Origin of the sequence: Agromyces sp. NPDC058126, assembly GCF_042884595.1 — a bacterium.
GTDB lineage: Bacteria > Actinomycetota > Actinomycetes > Actinomycetales > Microbacteriaceae > Agromyces.
Genome location: NZ_JBHVTS010000005.1, coordinates 138,121 through 153,013 on the forward strand (window position 1 = coordinate 138,121; position 14,893 = coordinate 153,013).

At 72.7% G+C, this 14,893-nt stretch carries 18 protein-coding genes; 9 read left to right on the top strand and 9 right to left on the bottom strand.

The window, feature by feature from the left end; genetic code table 11:
* Positions 1-11 precede the first annotated feature (11 nt).
* Positions 12-356 (bottom strand): LysR family transcriptional regulator, encoded by a 345-nt coding sequence (locus ACFVTR_RS15605; RefSeq protein ID WP_387038759.1) that lies wholly within the window; start codon positions 354-356, stop codon positions 12-14.
* A 142-nt stretch (positions 357-498) separates the two neighbouring features.
* Between ACFVTR_RS15605 and ACFVTR_RS15610 the strand changes: the two genes are divergently transcribed.
* Positions 499-1,104, top strand: coding sequence for a class I SAM-dependent methyltransferase (locus ACFVTR_RS15610; protein WP_387038761.1), 606 nt, complete (start codon positions 499-501; stop codon positions 1,102-1,104).
* 13 nt (positions 1,105-1,117) lie between these two features.
* Here ACFVTR_RS15610 and ACFVTR_RS15615 read toward each other — a convergent pair whose 3' ends face one another.
* The 5 genes from ACFVTR_RS15615 to ACFVTR_RS15635 all read right to left on the bottom strand — a co-directional run bounded on the left by ACFVTR_RS15615 (position 1,118) and on the right by ACFVTR_RS15635 (position 6,809).
* Positions 1,118-4,945, bottom strand: coding sequence for an SCO7613 C-terminal domain-containing membrane protein (locus tag ACFVTR_RS15615; RefSeq protein WP_387038762.1), 3,828 nt, complete (start codon positions 4,943-4,945; stop codon positions 1,118-1,120).
* Positions 4,942-5,190 carry a helix-turn-helix domain-containing protein gene (locus ACFVTR_RS15620; RefSeq protein ID WP_387038764.1) on the bottom strand — a complete coding sequence of 83 codons (249 nt, stop codon included), beginning with the start codon at positions 5,188-5,190 and terminating at the stop codon, positions 4,942-4,944. The genes ACFVTR_RS15615 and ACFVTR_RS15620 overlap by 4 nt, the downstream gene beginning before the upstream one ends.
* Positions 5,190-5,666, bottom strand: a complete 477-nt coding sequence (locus ACFVTR_RS15625; protein WP_376947365.1) for a DUF2975 domain-containing protein — start codon at positions 5,664-5,666, stop codon at positions 5,190-5,192. The genes ACFVTR_RS15620 and ACFVTR_RS15625 overlap by 1 nt, the downstream gene beginning before the upstream one ends.
* 80 nt (positions 5,667-5,746) lie before the next feature.
* Positions 5,747-6,145 carry a hypothetical protein gene (locus tag ACFVTR_RS15630; protein ID WP_387038766.1) on the bottom strand — a complete coding sequence of 133 codons (399 nt, stop codon included), beginning with the start codon at positions 6,143-6,145 and terminating at the stop codon, positions 5,747-5,749.
* Between the two features lie 85 nt (positions 6,146-6,230).
* Positions 6,231-6,809: a 1-acyl-sn-glycerol-3-phosphate acyltransferase gene (locus ACFVTR_RS15635; protein ID WP_387038768.1), complete on the bottom strand. Its 579-nt coding sequence runs from the start codon at positions 6,807-6,809 to the stop codon at positions 6,231-6,233.
* A gap of 88 nt (positions 6,810-6,897) precedes the next feature.
* On the opposite strand from ACFVTR_RS15635, the gene ACFVTR_RS15640 reads away from it, so the two are divergent.
* The 4 genes from ACFVTR_RS15640 to ACFVTR_RS15655 all read left to right on the top strand — a co-directional run bounded on the left by ACFVTR_RS15640 (position 6,898) and on the right by ACFVTR_RS15655 (position 10,345).
* Positions 6,898-7,212 (top strand): NIPSNAP family protein, encoded by a 315-nt coding sequence (locus ACFVTR_RS15640; RefSeq protein WP_387038771.1) that lies wholly within the window; start codon positions 6,898-6,900, stop codon positions 7,210-7,212.
* 36 nt (positions 7,213-7,248) lie between these two features.
* Positions 7,249-8,928, top strand: a complete 1,680-nt coding sequence (locus ACFVTR_RS15645) for an ABC-F family ATP-binding cassette domain-containing protein (protein ID WP_387038773.1) — start codon at positions 7,249-7,251, stop codon at positions 8,926-8,928.
* Positions 8,925-9,401, top strand: a complete 477-nt coding sequence (locus ACFVTR_RS15650) for a PPOX class F420-dependent oxidoreductase (protein WP_387038776.1) — start codon at positions 8,925-8,927, stop codon at positions 9,399-9,401. Before ACFVTR_RS15645 ends, ACFVTR_RS15650 begins: the two co-directional genes overlap by 4 nt.
* A 62-nt stretch (positions 9,402-9,463) precedes the next feature.
* A complete protein-coding gene (locus ACFVTR_RS15655; protein WP_387038778.1) occupies positions 9,464-10,345 on the top strand; it encodes a DNA-formamidopyrimidine glycosylase family protein in 882 nt (293 codons plus the stop codon).
* A 28-nt stretch (positions 10,346-10,373) separates the two neighbouring features.
* Here the strand turns inward: ACFVTR_RS15655 and ACFVTR_RS15660 are convergent, their stop codons facing one another.
* The 3 genes from ACFVTR_RS15660 to ACFVTR_RS15670 all read right to left on the bottom strand — a co-directional run bounded on the left by ACFVTR_RS15660 (position 10,374) and on the right by ACFVTR_RS15670 (position 11,965).
* A complete protein-coding gene (locus tag ACFVTR_RS15660; protein ID WP_387038780.1) occupies positions 10,374-11,282 on the bottom strand; it encodes a hypothetical protein in 909 nt (302 codons plus the stop codon).
* 45 nt (positions 11,283-11,327) lie between these two features.
* Entirely contained in the window at positions 11,328-11,546 is a 219-nt protein-coding gene (locus ACFVTR_RS15665; protein WP_387038782.1) for a hypothetical protein, read from the bottom strand.
* A 62-nt stretch (positions 11,547-11,608) separates the two neighbouring features.
* A complete protein-coding gene (locus tag ACFVTR_RS15670) occupies positions 11,609-11,965 on the bottom strand; it encodes a DUF4180 domain-containing protein (protein ID WP_387038784.1) in 357 nt (118 codons plus the stop codon).
* A 239-nt stretch (positions 11,966-12,204) separates the two neighbouring features.
* On the opposite strand from ACFVTR_RS15670, the gene ACFVTR_RS15675 reads away from it, so the two are divergent.
* The 4 genes from ACFVTR_RS15675 to ACFVTR_RS15690 all read left to right on the top strand — a co-directional run bounded on the left by ACFVTR_RS15675 (position 12,205) and on the right by ACFVTR_RS15690 (position 14,880).
* Positions 12,205-12,387 (top strand): CsbD family protein, encoded by a 183-nt coding sequence (locus ACFVTR_RS15675; protein WP_376947383.1) that lies wholly within the window; start codon positions 12,205-12,207, stop codon positions 12,385-12,387.
* A 36-nt stretch (positions 12,388-12,423) separates the two neighbouring features.
* On the top strand, positions 12,424-12,681 hold the full coding sequence (locus ACFVTR_RS15680; RefSeq protein WP_387038786.1) for a DUF6458 family protein: 258 nt from the start codon (positions 12,424-12,426) through the stop codon (positions 12,679-12,681).
* A gap of 176 nt (positions 12,682-12,857) precedes the next feature.
* Positions 12,858-13,397, top strand: a complete 540-nt coding sequence (locus ACFVTR_RS15685; RefSeq protein ID WP_387038788.1) for an RNA polymerase sigma factor — start codon at positions 12,858-12,860, stop codon at positions 13,395-13,397.
* 88 nt (positions 13,398-13,485) lie between these two features.
* Positions 13,486-14,880 carry a hypothetical protein gene (locus tag ACFVTR_RS15690; protein WP_387038790.1) on the top strand — a complete coding sequence of 465 codons (1,395 nt, stop codon included), beginning with the start codon at positions 13,486-13,488 and terminating at the stop codon, positions 14,878-14,880.
* Positions 14,881-14,893: the final 13 nt, after the last annotated feature.

A 14,893-nucleotide genomic window follows, 5' to 3' on the forward strand; every position in this document is an offset into this window, starting at 1 on the left:
GCGGCTCGTCGTCAGCGGCCCTGGCGCTTCTTGTACGGCTTCGGCTGACCCTTCACGATGGGGGCGCGCCCCTTACCCTTCGAGGCCTTCGCCTTGCCGCCGGCCTTCGCCTGGGGCTTCTCGGCGGGCGGCGGTGCGGCGGCGATCCGCTCCTCGGCTTCGGGCAGGAAGGCCTTGCCGACGGGCGTCAGCTGGGTCGGTGCCTGGCGAGTGAAGAGCGGCTGCCCGATCTCGGCCTCGAGCTTCTCGATCGAGGTGTACAGCGAGGCGAGCGGGATGCCGAGCTGCTCCGCGGCGCGCGGGAAGTGCAGCTCCTCGGCGACGGCGATGAATCGTCGGAGATCGGCGATCTTCACGGGAGGCCCTTCGTCAGTCCGCGCGTATCGCGGTGATCTCAGGGTACGTGAGTCGGTGTTCGCTCCTGAACAGGCCGCGCAGGAACCCAGTGGTGGAGGCCATCCGTGTGGCAGGGTCTTCACTGGGTGCAGGAGGTGACCGATGACGACACGGGCGGTGCGCGAGCGCTACGGGGTACGTGCGGCCGAGTACACCGAACTGCTCGGCTCGGTCGGCGACTCGGCCGAGCAGGACCGCGACCTGATCGGGCGCTGGGCCGACACGATCGACGGCAGGATCATCGACGCCGGCTGCGGGCCGGGGCACTGGACGGAGTTCCTGCACGGGCGCGGGCTCGAGGTGCTCGGCATCGACCTCGTGCCCGAGTTCGTCGACATCGCAGTCAGCCGCTTTCCCGAGGTCGACTACCGCGTCGGCGAGCTGGGCTCGCTTCCCACCGAGGATGCCTCGCTCGGAGGCCTGCTCTCGTGGTACTCGGTCATCCACACCGAGCCCGAAGCCGTGCCGGCGATCCTCGACGAGTTCGCGCGATGCCTCCGCGCCGGCGGAACGCTGCTCCTCGGCTTCTTCGACGGCGCCCGGCTCGAGCCGTTCGACCATGCCGTGGTGACCGCGTACCACTGGCCTGTTCGCGAGATGTCGCACGCGCTGCGCGCGTCGGGCTTCGAGATCGTCGAGACCCACGCACGCCACGACCCGGGCAGCCGCCCGTACGGTGCGATCCTCGCGCGCCGCAGCGCCGTCTGACCCACCCCGTCGTTCACCGCAGATCGCCGAGCCGAGCCGCGATGCCCTGCTGCGCCCCCGTTCGCCGCTCGGCCGTCACGGCGATGATGAGCAGCACGGCGCCGACGACGGCGAGCGTGATCCACCAGGGCATCGACTCGATGCCGCGGCCGATCTGCACGGCGAAGACGACGACGTTCTCGATCGGCAGCACGATGATGCCGATGAGGAACGGCGCCGCGAGCTTCTGGGTCGAGCCGACGAGGATCGCCGTGAGGGCGAACACGATGACGAGGATGGCCCGCCAGGTCTGCGGGTCGGTGAAGGTCGCCGTGATGGACGCCGAGAGGAGCACCACGAGGCCGGGTGCGAGCAGCGCCCACGAACCTCGCCACCCGGCCGGCCACGCCGTGAGACGCGCAGCGAGCGAGCCGCCGCCCTGCGCTGCTGGGGACGCCGGCGCATCACCGCCGCGCCGCAGTGCGACCGCACCCGCCGCGAGCAGGACGAGCCCGAGCGGCACCGAGAACCACTCGACGCGCAGTTCGCGCGGGCTCCACGCGACCACCGCGGTCACGAACGCGAGCACGAACACGAACCACACGGGCGGCAGGCTCGTGCGGGTGGTGACCGAGCGTACGGCCGCGAGCAGCATGATCGTGAGCAGCGCGAGCATGAGCGCCCACATCGACCAGATCTCGGGCCATTCGGGTCGGATCGCGGGCCACGCCGCGACGGCGACGAACGCGAGTGCCGGTGCGGTCAGCCAGCGCGTGCGCGTGCGTGCTGAGCCGGGCGCACCCGTGGCGGCGATCGCGCGGCCGGCGACGAAGGCGGCAACGGCGCCGAGCAGGCCGACGCCCGTGCAGACGAGCACCAGCGGGATGCCGGCGGCCGGCGAGCCGGGCATGCCGTCGAGTCCGAGGCGGGCGCCCTGCAGCGCCGCCCCCGACGCGGCGACGATCGCGGCCGAGAACACGGCCGGTCGCAGCATCCGAAGTCGGGCGGTGCAGGCGGTCGGCCCGGCGGTGCCGGACACCCCGCTCGCGCCCCAGCGACCCAGCAGCAGCCCGAGCGCGACGAGCAGCCAGGCCGCGCCGATCAGCGCCCATCCGCGGACGTCCGCGGCGAGGCTCCCGCCGTCGGCCTCTCCGATCGAGAGCAGCAGCACGGCGATCGTCGGCACGATCGCGACGAGCAGGCCGGATGCCACGAGCGCGACCGCGCGCGTACCGCGCACCGTGAGCACCGCGCCGACGAGTGCCGCACCGAGTCCCGGCGGTACGAGGTACGCCTCGACATCGGTGATGCCGGCGAGACCCCAGGCGCTCCAGAGCGCGCCCGTGAAGCTCGAGGCCGCGAGCCACCAGCCCAGTCGGCGTCGCTGCACGACGGCCATCGCCGTCGCCCCGAGCCCGAGGATGACGAACACGATGAAGGTCGTCTCGAGGCCGGCGGCGCTGCGCAGGAGCGAGAGCAGTACGGTGATCGCGCCGGTCGCGAGGGTCGAGACCTCGACAGCGACGCGAGCGGCCCGGGCGGGCGCGGCGCCGAGCCCGTGGCGTTGGAGTGCGCGCCCGATCGCGGCGCTCGCGGGCAGCACGGCGGCCGTGAGCACGGCGATGACGGGCAGCACGACCGGGGAGGCGCTGCCGGCGAGCACTTCGGCGCCGAGGCAGACGATGACGACCGCCGCGCTCGGCACGATGATCGCCGCGGCCGTGGTGCGCAGGGCGATGCCGAGGCCGGGGCGCCTGGTGATCACGAGGGCGACGGCGAGCAGCAGCATCAGCCCGGTCGAGAGTGCGGTCCATCCGCTGCGTTCGAACAGCACCTGCACGATGCCGATGCCGAAGGGCACGGCGGCGACCGCGAGGATCGCCCACCACGAGCGGGCGCCGAGGCGCGGCAGGAACGTCGCGACGATCGCGACGAGCAGGCCGACGGCAGTCGTGAGGCACCACTGCGCGATCCCCGCGAGCTCGGTCGTCCCGAGCACCGTCGCGACCACGGTCAGCGCATAGGCGAACCCGGCACCGACGTAGAGGAAGCGCAGCTTGGCGGGGGTCACGAGCGCGAGCGCGCCGACCCCGAGGAGCACCGCGATTCCGGCCCACGGCTGCATGGAGGCATCCGTGGCGGCGAGGACCGCGCCGAGCACGACGGTCAGGTGCGCGCCGCCGAGGAGCGAACCGCCGACGAGCGTGCGCGGTCGCAGCACGGCGACGAACCGCAGGAGCACGGCCACCGTCAGCGTGAGGGCGAGCACGATCGCGATGCGCGTCCCGAGCGCGAGGGCGGGGATGCAGGCGAGCTGCAGCCAGGCGAGCATGCCGAGCAGCACCGCGGTGGTGCCGAACGCCCCGTCGGCGGCGATCCGTACGACGGAGACCGGTTCGACGTCGTCCGAGACCGCGCCGCGTGCACGCCGGCGCGAGGAGATGACCGCGAGCGCGGCCGACCCGAGCGCTGCGGCGGCGCACGCGGCCGCCACGCCGACGACGTCGGCGGGCGACTCGATCGGCGGTCCGTACGGTCTCGGCGAGATCGAGCCCACGAAGGTGACGAGCACGGCGATCATCCCGGCGACCGTCGCCGGGACAGCGGATGCCCCGGCCGCGAGCAGTGCTCCGGCGCTGAACGCGCCCGGCACGAGTCGGGGCAGTCTCGGCATCAGCAGCCATGCGGCGATGACGCCGAGTTGTGCGCTGCCGACGAACACCACGAGGATCCAGGAGTCGGGGACGTCGTCGAGTCCGGTTCCGAACGGCAGCACCGCGATCGCGACGACTCCGGCGAACCCGGCGACCGTGCTCCAGAGCCCGCGAGCCGGGTGCCGTACGGAGATCGTGCCCAGCACGGCGACGGCGGCGAACGCGCCGGCGACGAGCAGCCAGAGGGTCGCGTCGGTCGGGGTCTCGACGAACGGCAGGAGCATGAGCGTGAGGGGGACCGCCGCGACCTGGATCACGGTCAGCGTGCGCTCCTCGGCGCGGAGGGGTGCACCGAAGCGCCGCGAGACACGGCGGGCGAGGGCGATGAGGGCGAATGCGGTGAAGGCCGTGGCGAGGTGTCCGACGAGTGCGGCACCGGCCGTGTCTCCGGCGTAGCCGAACATGGCCGGCACGGTGGCGAGCGCCGTGAGCGACGCCCAGAGCCAGACGCGGATGCGCGCGGCGAGGCCCAGTGCCGTCATCGCCGCACCGCCCACGAGCGTGCCGAAGGCGGCGGCCAGCCACGCGCTCGCCGGATCGACCGCGAGCTCGACGAACGACGAGACATCCAGGGCGACGAAGACGAGACCGAGGCCCCCGATCGACTCGGCCGAGAAGCGCAGGCCGCGCCGTGCGAGCCACCATGCGCCGCCGAGGAACACGAGGGTGATCGCGGCGAGGATCGCGCTGCGGACGCCGTGGTCGGTGAGGTCGGGGTTGAAGAAGGTGAAGACGACGGCCGCGACGGCGAGAAGGCCGGCACCCGCGACGGCGAGCACCGACTGGACGGTCGCGGTCGACTCGGGTCGCGAGACGGGCGGCGTCGCGATCGGCGCGGATGCCACGGGGCCGGCCGCTGCGGCAGGAGGCGCCGCCGTGGCATCCGGTGACGCGACCGGGGCGGCCGCTGCGGCGGGCATCGCGACTCGGTCGACGACCGCCTGTCGTCCACGGATCGCGGCCGCCGCCTGCTCGGACGCGGCCGCGAGTTCGGCGCCGAGTGCGGCATCGATGACCGCGCCGCACGTCGGACAGCGTCCGTCGCGCAGTCGATCGCCGGCACACACCGGGCAGGCCGTCGCATCGAGCAGGTAGGCGATGGCGGCGTCGCTCCAGCCTCGGGCGGGGGAGTAGCTGGGCAGGGTCATGCCGACACCTCCGATTCGGGACGGGCCGGGGCATCCGCGCCGTCGGGCACCCAGCGGAGGATGTCGCCGGGCTGGCATTCGAGGACGCGGCAGATGGCGTCGAGCGTCGAGAACCGCACCGCTTTCGCTCGGCCGTTCTTCAGCACCGAGACGTTGACCGGCGTGATGTCGATCGCGGCGGCGAGCTCGGCGACCGACATCTTGCGGCGGGCGAGTTCGACGTCGAGGTCGATGACGATGGCCATCAGACGACCTCGGAGAGATCGTGCTGCAGTTGGGCCGCGTTCTGGAGGAGCCCGCGCATGACGCCGACGAGGAGCGCGAGACCCGAGCCGACGACGATGCCGAGGGCGCAGAGCAGCTGCACCGACGGGTTGGCGACGCCGGCGGTGAACAACAGCACGGCGGCGACGGCGATCAGGAGGGTCGCCGCGATGATCGAGCCGAGGATGAGATCGACCCAGCGGAAGGCGTCGGAGCTGAAGATGCTCTGCGCCCCGACCATCGAGAGCAGCCGCCAGACGCACAGCATCACGACCTCGACGCACACGAGGAACAGCACGGCGATGACGATGCCCGGAACCTGAAGTCCAGCGAGCTCGGGGTAGTCCTCGGCGAGGTTGCGCGCCGTGCCCGGCACGAGGAAGAGCTGGCAGGAGACGAGCAGCAGGAGCATCACGGCGATGAGCGCCTTGAGCGCGAGGATGGTCGGCCGTTGCATGTGATTCCTATCGGTAATCGGTATGTAGCTATCGACAAACGATACATATTGGCGACCGAAAGCGATAGTCCCACGCGACGTCACTGCTCGAGGTCGCCGGGCGCCGCGAGCGGGATCACCTCGAGGGCCGCTGCGGCGAGGAGTTCGTCGGTCGTGACGAGCGCGTCGGCCTGGAGCGACGCGACGGCGAGATACTCGGCCGGCCCGAGCTCCGTCCAGCCGAGCCGGGCGGCGAGCTTCCACGCCACCGAGCGCGACACCCGGTCGCCGAGCAGCCGGACCTTCAGCTCGGCGAGTCGTTCGAGCTGCTCGCGCCCGGTCCGTTCATCGATGCGTCCCTCGTGCACGTCGCGGTAGAGCATGGCGAGCACGTGCGAGCGGAGCACCGCAGGAGCCACGAGCTGATGGCTGGGATCGGGCGAGAGGTCACCGCGGACGATCCGCAGCGCGACCTCCGCGTCGATGGCGTAGCGAGTCATGGCTCCATGTTGGCCAGGACATCACCCCGCAGGAACCCCCGGAACCCCGGCGGGCGCGCGATCCCCGCGTGACGCCGGTCGCGGCTCAGGCGCCGGGCGCCGACTCCTCGCGCAGACGCGGCTCGACCCGCTGCTCGGGACGCACCCCCGCCTTGTCGGCGTAGAACTCGCGGATGCGATCCATGTCGGCTCCGACATCGCCGGTCAGCTGGAAGGTCGGGCCGAGACCGGTGGTCATCGTCGTGCGGTCGACGTAGCCGAGGGTGACCGGCATGCCGGTCTCCCGGGCGATGCGGTAGAAGCCCGACTTCCAGTACTCGTGCGCGCCTCGGGTGCCGTCGGGGGTGACGACGAGTCCGAAGACCTCGCCGGCGCGGATGCGCTCGACGACCTCGCCGACGACGCGGCTCGGGTCGGCGCGATCGACGGGGATGCCGCCGAGCCCGCGCATGATCGGACCGCGCCAGCCCGTGAACAGGCTCTTCTTGCCGAGCCAGCGCACGTCGATGCCGAGCCGCCAGGCGATGGCGAGCATGAGCACGAAGTCCCAGTTCGAGGTGTGCGGCGCCCCGACCAGCACCGTGGGGCGGGTGGGGGCCGGCTCGCCCGTGAGGGTCCACCGGCTGAGAGCCCAGTAGACACTGGAGACGAGACGACGCAGCATCCGGCAACCGTATGCGATCGCATATGTCTGTGTCGGTATGAGTAGCCGCGCTCGCGAGGCCGGCGCCGCATGCAGCAGGATGTCTCGGATGAGCAACCCCGTCACCGTGCACCTGCGCTACGAGATCGACCCCGACCGGCTCGCCGAGTTCCGCGAGTACGGGCAGCGCTGGATCCGGCTCGTGAATCGGCTCGGCGGCACGCACCACGGCTACTTCCTGCCGAGCGAGGGCGACAGCGACGAGGCCTTCGCGCTGTTCACGTTCCCGTCGCTCGCCGCGTACGAGCAGTACCGCCTCGCCTCGGCCGATGACGCCGAGTGCATCGAGGCGTACCGCTTCGCCGTCGAGACGAAGTGCATCCGCCGCTACGAGCGCCGCTTCCTCGCTCCCGTCTTCGAATAGGGGATGCTCCCGGCTTGCGCTGACTAGGGTTGTCCGGTGACTGCAACACTCGTGGCCCAGGGCCTCGCCGGCGGATACGCCCACCGCACCCTCTTCGACGACCTCGACCTCACGGTCGCTCCGGGCGACGTCGTCGGCGTCGTCGGCGCCAACGGAGCGGGCAAGTCGACGCTGCTCGGCATCCTCGGCGGAGCGATCGCGCCCCTCGCCGGCACCGTGTCGCTGGCTCCCGCCGATGCCTTCGTCGGCTGGCTGCCGCAGGAGCACGAGCGGATCGCGGGCGAGACGATCGCGCAGTACGTCGCCCGGCGCACGGGGTGCGCCGAGGCATCCGCCCGCTTGGATGCCGCGGCCGAACTGCTCGCGCTCGCCGAACCGCCCGCCGGGGTCGACCCGGGCGAGGAGTACTCGGTCGCGCTCGAACGCTGGCTCGCCTCGGGGGCGGCCGACCTCGACGAGCGCCTGCCCGCGGTGCTCGCCGAGCTCGGGCTCGCCGTCGGCGACGGCGCCGGAGATGCGCATGCCGTCACTGCCGACGCGCTCATGACCGGCCTGTCGGGCGGGCAGGCGGCCCGCGTCGGCCTCGCCGCCCTCATCTGCTCGCGCTTCGATCTCGTGCTGCTCGACGAGCCCACCAACGACCTCGACCTCGACGGGCTCGCCCGGCTCGAGGCGTTCGTCGCCGGCCTCCGCGGCGGCGTCGTGCTCGTCAGCCACGACCGCGAGTTCCTCGCCCGCACGGTGACGAAGGTGCTCGAGCTCGACCTCGCCCAGCACTCGAACCGTCTCTACGGCGGCGGCTACGACGCGTACCTCGAGGAGCGCGAGACCGTGCGCCGCCACGCGCGCGAGGACTACGAGGAGTTCGCGTCGAAGAAGGCCGACCTCGTCTCCCGCGCCCGCGTGCAGCGCGAGTGGTCGAGCCAGGGCGTGCGCAACGCCATGAAGAAGTCGCCCGACAACGACAAGATCCGGCGCAAGGCCGCGACCGAGTCGAGCGAGAAGCAGGCGCAGAAGGTGCGCCAGATGGAGAGCCGCATCGCCCGCCTCGAGGAGGTCGAGGAGCCGCGCAAGGAGTGGAAGCTCGAGTTCACGATCGGGCAGGCGCCGCGTTCGTCGGCCGTCGTCGCGACCCTCGACGCGGCATCGGTCACGCGCGGCGACTTCACGCTCGGGCCGGTCTCGCTGCAGGTGCAGGCGGGCGACCGCATCGGCATCACCGGGCCGAACGGGGCCGGCAAGTCGACGCTCCTCGGGCTGCTCCTCGGACGCATCGCCCCCGACGGCGGGCGGGCGAGCCTCGGCTCCTCGGTGGCGATCGGCGAGATCGACCAGGCCCGCTCGCAGCTCGCCGGCCGCGCACCGCTGGCCGACGCGTTCGAGCTGCTCGTGCCCGAGCTGAGCTCGGGCGAGGTGCGCACCCTGCTCGCGAAGTTCGGCCTGAAGGCCGACCACGTGCTGCGGCCGGTCGACGACCTCTCGCCCGGCGAGCGGACCCGCGCGGGCATGGCCCTCCTGCAGGCTCGCGGCGTCAACGTGCTCGTGCTCGACGAGCCGACGAACCACCTCGACCTGCCCGCGATCGAGCAGCTCGAACAGGCGCTCGAGAGCTACGAGGGCACGCTGCTGCTCGTGACGCACGATCGGCGCATGCTCGAGCACGTGCAGCTCGACCGGCGCTGGAGCGTCGACGGCGGGCAGGTGACCGAGGCATGACCGACGTGCACGCGCCGGGCACCCCGGCAGGAGAGCACCGACGGCTGCCCGGCACCGCCGCCGCCGAACTCGAGGGATTCCTCGCGCTCGGCGACTCGAAGTACATCCGGCTCACGACCTTCCGCCGTACCGGTCACGCCGTGCACACCCCGGTCTGGGTCGTGCGCGACGGCGAGCGCCTGCTCGTGACGACCGTGGCGGGCTCCGGCAAGGTCAAGCGACTGGCGCACACCGAGCGGGTGCAGCTCGTGGCATCCGATGTGCGCGGGGCGCTCGCCGACGACGCGGACGTCGTCGAGGGGGTCGCCCGCGTCGACGACGCGGTCGAGGTGCGCGCCGTGCTCGACGCGGCGCTCACGGCGAAGTACGGCGACCGGTACCGCGAGATCCGCACGGCGCGCGAGGCCCGCGACCCCGGCTCGCGGTCGACGGCGCTCGTGATCGAACTCGCGCAAGCGGCACCGCACGGCTGAACCCGATCGACCGGGCCGCGCAGGGGGCTGACGCCGTCGGCGGGGTGTGCGAGCATGTGCGCATGCCCGAGTCACCGGAAGTGCAGGCACTGGCCGACGAGCTCGACGCCCGGCTCGCGGGGCGAGCGCTCACCGGCGTCGACGTGGTCGAGTTCCGCATCGAGAAGACGCGCGGCCGGCCGCCCGAGTCACTCGTCGGCGAGGCGGTGACGGGCGTCGAACGGCACGGCAAGCTCATCGACCTCGTGTTCGGCGATGCCGGTCGCCTCGTCGTGTCGCTCGGCCGACACGGCTGGGCGCGGTGGGCGGCGGGCGACGGTCCCGCCCCCGACCCTGCTCCGGGCGATGCCGGCGACCCGCCGCCGCCGACCCTCGCGATCCTCTCCTTCGACGGCACCGGAGGCGACGGCCTCGACCTCGAACTCACCGACGCGGGCGACTGGGTCTCGCTCGGCGTCTGGGTCGTCGACGAGCCGCGCGAGGTGCCGGCCGTCGCCAAGCTCGGGCCCGACCCCGCCGTTCCGGCGTTCACCCGGGCCGACTTCGATGCGGCGGTGGTCGGCCGGCGGAAGCAGGCGAAGGCGATCCTGCAGGAGCAGGAATCGCTCGCCGGCATCGGCAACGCCTACTCCGACGAGATCCTGCACACGGCGAAGGTGTCGCCCGTCGTGCACGCGTCGAGCCTCGACGGGCCGGCGCTCGACGCGCTCTACGCCGCCACCGTCGGAGTCGTGCGCGATGCCGTCGACGCGCGCCGCGGTGTGCCCATCGCCCGGCTCAAGGCCGAGAAGGTCGCCGCCATGCGCGTGCACGGCAGGGCCGGAGAGACGTGCCCGGTGTGCGGCGACACCGTGCGGGAGTTCTCCTTCGCGAGCACGACCGCCGAATACTGCCCGACGTGTCAGACGGGCGGCGAACACCTGCCGCTGCGGGCCGACCGGTGATGACCCGGCCGCGTCGCGAGGCGACCGGTCAGCTCGCCGACGAGTGGCAGGTCACATCGAGCGGCCAGCCGTACTCGAAGTCGTCGTTGCCGAACACGATCGGGACGATCTCACCAGCCGCGACGTCGTAGAACCGCTCGGAGTCGACCAAGTCGGGCTCGGGCTGTTCCTCGGTCGCGGCGTAGGCGAACGACACGGTCATGATCGCGCACGGGGCCTCGGGGATGACCGCGGCCTCCCAGCAGCCGAGCTCGTACTCGGCCGGGCACTTGTCCGTGTACCGGCCGTCGAAGTAGAACTCGAGTGCGGCGGGGAACGTGAACATCGTCTCCGCGGGCGAGTAGTGGTCGACGGGCTCGTCGGTGGGCTCGTCGTCGGTCGTCGTGTCGCCCGCCGACTCGGCGAGGGTGGCGAGCCGCTCGCCGAGCGCCACAGCGCCGAACCCGATCCCGACGACGAGGGCCAGCAGGACCACGCAGGCAGCGACGATCCCGATGATCCAGCCCGGTGCGATTCGTCGTCTCGGGGGCTGCGCCGGCGCGACGTACGGAGTGACCTGCACGTATCCGGCCGGAGGCTGAGTCGCACCGGCGGCGGTCCCGGCGGCCACCGCGGCCGCCCAGTCGGACGGTGCGCCTCCGGGGGCGACCGCTGCCCGGTACGCGGGTCCCGATGGTGCGGTCCACTCGGCCGCGGCCGCGGCCGCGGTCGGGGTCGTGGGCGAGGCGGCGGGGCGCGCCGCCTCGGCGAGCAGCGTCGCCCGCGCGGCATCGAGCGCCTGCACCCAGGCGACCGCCGCGGCCCGCTGGGTGCGGTCGACGTATCGCGCGGGGTGGTAGGTCTGCACCTCGGCACGATGCGCCGCATCGATCTGCTCGACGGTCAGCGGCACGACGGGCGGGAGGTGCAGGGCGGCGCGGGCGGTGATCGGGTCCACGACGAGATCATAGGGCCGCGCGGCCGCCGACGAGGGTGTCGGGTCTCACGCAGCCACGAGCGGCGCTCCGCCGGCGCGCACGCGGCTGATCGCCTCGGGCGCCGCGGTGAATCGCCCCGCCTGGCCCTCGGGCGTGACGTACTGCACGCGGATACCGCGACCCACGCGGGTGACCTTGGTCACCTCGTACGCGCGATCGGCTGCGCTGACGAGCACATCGCCCACCCGCAGTTCGCGAGTCTGCCGCAGTTCGATGACCTCCATACTGAGAGTGTCTCAGCACCCACCGACATTCGTGACGGCTGAGCTCGGGGCCCGATCGCCCCTCAGCCGAGCTTGGCGGCGAGCGACGCCTCATCGGGCACGAACCAGATGTGCGCCCCACGATTCGACTCCCAGACGTAGTCGCGCAGCGCGGTGCTCGCCTCGACCTGCTCGGCGAGGTCGCCGACGATCGCGAGCCGCAGGCGGTAGGCCACGAGCGTCTGGGCGATCTCGCCGGCGACACCGCTCGAGAGGTCGAAGAAGGCCGGGTCGAGCCGTTCGACGGGGACCGCGACCACCGAGGCGGCGTGCGCCCACGCACCGCCCACGAGATCCGCCGCATCGTCGGCCGTCGAGACCGGGGGGCCCTCGGCCGCCAGGATCAGCACCCGGACGCCGTGCTTCTCGTCGATGCGCATGGTCGACCCTAACGCGGGTGGGGCGGCGGCGCACCCGTTCCGTGAGATCGGGCGAGACCCGGCCGTCCTCCAGCGGCTGCGGGCGCCCTCCTCCCACCAGCCGTCGCGCGCGGGATAGGCAGCCGGACGGCGTGCTGTCAACCCGTTGAGGGCGCGTGGGCGACCCGCCTACCGTCGAATCGAGGGCGCGTCGCGATCCGCACGCGCCGAGCGACACATCGATTTCCGAGGAGGACCCCATGGGAACCGAAGACAAGATGGGCAACGCCGCCGAGCGCATGGCCGGCAAGGCGAAGGAAGGCTTCGGCAAGCTGACCGACAACGAGCGGCTCGAAGCCGAGGGAAAGGCCGACCAGGTCAAGGCCGACGTCAAGGACGCCGGCGAGAAGGTCAAGGACGCCGTCGACGACGCGAAGAACTGATCGCCGGCACCCCGACAGATTACGGAAGGAACCATCATGAGCATCGGGCTCGGAATCCTGCTCGTGGCCATCGGGGCCGTCCTCACGTACGCCCTGAACGTCACGGTCGACTGGATCGATCTCGGTCTTGTCGGCATGATCCTGATGATCGCGGGGGCGGTCGTCACGGTCCTCGGCATCGTGTTCGCAGTGCGCCGCCGACGGAGCGTCTCGGAGACCCGCGCGGTCGCCGACCCCGTCTCCGGCGAACGCGTCACGCGCACCGAGGATCGCGTCGCACCTCCAGAGGTGTGACGCGGGGGAAACAGGCGGATGCCACAGGGGAGACCCCGTGGCATCCGCCTTCTCGTGGCGTTCGCGATGAATCTCGCCGACGCGTGCAAGACTCGCGGCACGGGTGACACAGACAGGGCGTGAGGATCGCGAGTGCCAGTGCCGCCGCCGATGACGACGTGAGCGAGGGGGTGGCGATGACCGCGCCCCCCGACGAGCCCGAGGGGAAGGCCGGCGGCGGGAGCCCCGCCGAGACCGAGTGGTTCACCGAGGTCGTCCGCGAGCACGCAGGAGCGCTGGTGCGCTACTTCGCCCGACGCGGGCCCAGGCAGGACGCCGAGGACCTCGCGGCCGAGGTCTTCGCGACCGCGTGGCGCCGTCGCGATGACGTGCCCCGCGAAGCCGTCCTGCCCTGGCTCTACCGGACCGCCGGGTTCACCCTCGCGAACCACCGGCGCAAGCACGTCGACCTCCCGGTCGACGAGGTGCCCGAGTCCGGGGGGTCGCGCGTCGCCGAAGATCCCGAGCTCAGCGCGCTGTTCGACGCCGAACTCCGCGGGGCGCTCGAGAGCGTCGGCGAACGCGACCGGCGCATCCTGCTGCTGCACGCCTGGGAGGGGCTCGACGGCGCCGAGCTCGCCGCCGTACTGGGCATCTCCCGATCGGGGGCCGACGCGGCCCTCTCGCGCGCCCGCAAGCGGCTGCGCGAGGCGTGGGGCGAGCGACTCACCTTCTGAGTCCTTCGGGCACTGCAAGGTTCCGGATGCCCCGGACACATCCTCTTCAGAAGCACGCGTCGGCACAGCACCCACGGAGGCGATCGAGATGACCCGCGAACACGACCACGACGACGAGAACCGGCCCGACGAGACCGATCCCGTCGCCCTGTTGCGCGCGGCCGACCCGGCCGCGGGCGTCGAACCCGCGGCGGGATTCGCCGACGAGGTCGTCGCCAAGGCGACGGCCGAAGGTGAGCCCGTCGCCGCGGCGACGCCCGCGGCGGACGATCCCGCTCCGGTGACCGACCTCGCCGCCGAGCGCGCCCGACGACGCCCCCGCTGGCTGCCGATCGCGGCGGCCGCCGCATCGGTCGCGATCGTCGGCGCCGCGGGCTTCTGGCTCGGCGGCGCGACGAGTTCGGCGAACCTCGCGTCGAGCGCGGCGCCGCCGATCTCGCTCCAGGGGGTCAACGGCGGATCCGCCGGGGCCGCCGAGGACTCGGGCGTCCCCGAGAGCGCCATGGGCGCCGACCAGAAGATGATGGGCGGCGGCGCCGCCGACTCGATGGTCCCGTACGGCTGGGGGCGCCATGCCTTCACCAGTTCGGGGCTCTCCGAGGAGGAGGGCGACGCGCCCGGCTACGCCTACGACTCGGGTGCCGAGGGCACCGAAGCGCGCGTCGCCGCGCTCGCCGCGGAGCTCGGCGTCGAGGGCGAGGTCGAACTGCGCGACGGCAGCTGGATCGTCGGCCCGCCCGACGGCACCGGGCCGATGCTCTCGGTCGGCCTCGACGGCGCACTGAGCTTCTGGTTCAACGACCCGGCCATGAACCCGTGGAACTGCGGCGTCGGGACGCTCCCGGGGGAGACGACCGAGAGCTCCGAGCCCATCGCCCCCATCGACCCGTGCGAGCCGACCGGCACCGCCCCGGGCGAGGCCGCCGCGATCGACGCACTGCGCGCGCTCATCGCCGCCTCGGGCGCCGACCCGGCCGACTTCGAGTACTCCTCCGAGACCTGGGAGGGCTCGCCGACCCGGTACGCCCAGGCGTGGCCGGTCGTCGACGGGCAGCGGCTCGACCAGGGCTGGTCGCTCGAGCTCGCCGAGGAGGGCACCGTCAACGCCTCGGGCTCGCTCGCGGCGATCGTCGCGATCGGCGACTACCCGATCGTGAGCGAGCAGGAGGGCTTCGAGCGGCTCTCCGACATCCGCTTCGGCGCGCAGATGACGGCGATGCCCCTCGCCGCGCGCGAGGGCGAGGTCGCGACCGAGGAGTGGGTGCCGCCGACCGCGCCGCCCGCCACCCCCGGTGACGGCACCGCGGTGTCGTGGCCCGTCGACGACGTCGAGATCGTCGACGCCCGACTCGGCCTCACCACGCAGTGGCAGCCCGACGGCAGCGTGCTCGTCGTGCCGGCGTACGAGTTCACCGACGCAGAGGGCGGAACCTGGTCGGTCATCGCGGTGGCCGACTCGGCGCTCGACTTCTCGGCCGAGTAGGGGACTCGCCGGA

Excerpts from the sequence above, each read along its gene's own strand:
- ACFVTR_RS15610 (WP_387038761.1), top strand. The coding sequence starts at position 499 with ATGACGACACGGGCGGTGCGCGAGCGCTACGGGGTACGTGCGGCCGAG.
- ACFVTR_RS15615 (WP_387038762.1), bottom strand. The coding sequence starts at position 4,945 with ATGACCCTGCCCAGCTACTCCCCCGCCCGAGGCTGGAGCGACGCCGCC.
- ACFVTR_RS15620 (WP_387038764.1), bottom strand. The coding sequence starts at position 5,190 with ATGGCCATCGTCATCGACCTCGACGTCGAACTCGCCCGCCGCAAGATG.
- ACFVTR_RS15625 (WP_376947365.1), bottom strand. The coding sequence starts at position 5,666 with ATGCAACGGCCGACCATCCTCGCGCTCAAGGCGCTCATCGCCGTGATG.
- ACFVTR_RS15630 (WP_387038766.1), bottom strand. The coding sequence starts at position 6,145 with ATGACTCGCTACGCCATCGACGCGGAGGTCGCGCTGCGGATCGTCCGC.
- ACFVTR_RS15635 (WP_387038768.1), bottom strand. The coding sequence starts at position 6,809 with ATGCTGCGTCGTCTCGTCTCCAGTGTCTACTGGGCTCTCAGCCGGTGG.
- ACFVTR_RS15640 (WP_387038771.1), top strand. The coding sequence starts at position 6,898 with ATGAGCAACCCCGTCACCGTGCACCTGCGCTACGAGATCGACCCCGAC.
- ACFVTR_RS15650 (WP_387038776.1), top strand. The coding sequence starts at position 8,925 with ATGACCGACGTGCACGCGCCGGGCACCCCGGCAGGAGAGCACCGACGG.
- ACFVTR_RS15655 (WP_387038778.1), top strand. The coding sequence starts at position 9,464 with ATGCCCGAGTCACCGGAAGTGCAGGCACTGGCCGACGAGCTCGACGCC.
- ACFVTR_RS15665 (WP_387038782.1), bottom strand. The coding sequence starts at position 11,546 with ATGGAGGTCATCGAACTGCGGCAGACTCGCGAACTGCGGGTGGGCGAT.
- ACFVTR_RS15670 (WP_387038784.1), bottom strand. The coding sequence starts at position 11,965 with ATGCGCATCGACGAGAAGCACGGCGTCCGGGTGCTGATCCTGGCGGCC.
- ACFVTR_RS15675 (WP_376947383.1), top strand. The coding sequence starts at position 12,205 with ATGGGAACCGAAGACAAGATGGGCAACGCCGCCGAGCGCATGGCCGGC.
- ACFVTR_RS15680 (WP_387038786.1), top strand. The coding sequence starts at position 12,424 with ATGAGCATCGGGCTCGGAATCCTGCTCGTGGCCATCGGGGCCGTCCTC.
- ACFVTR_RS15685 (WP_387038788.1), top strand. The coding sequence starts at position 12,858 with ATGACCGCGCCCCCCGACGAGCCCGAGGGGAAGGCCGGCGGCGGGAGC.
- ACFVTR_RS15690 (WP_387038790.1), top strand. The coding sequence starts at position 13,486 with ATGACCCGCGAACACGACCACGACGACGAGAACCGGCCCGACGAGACC.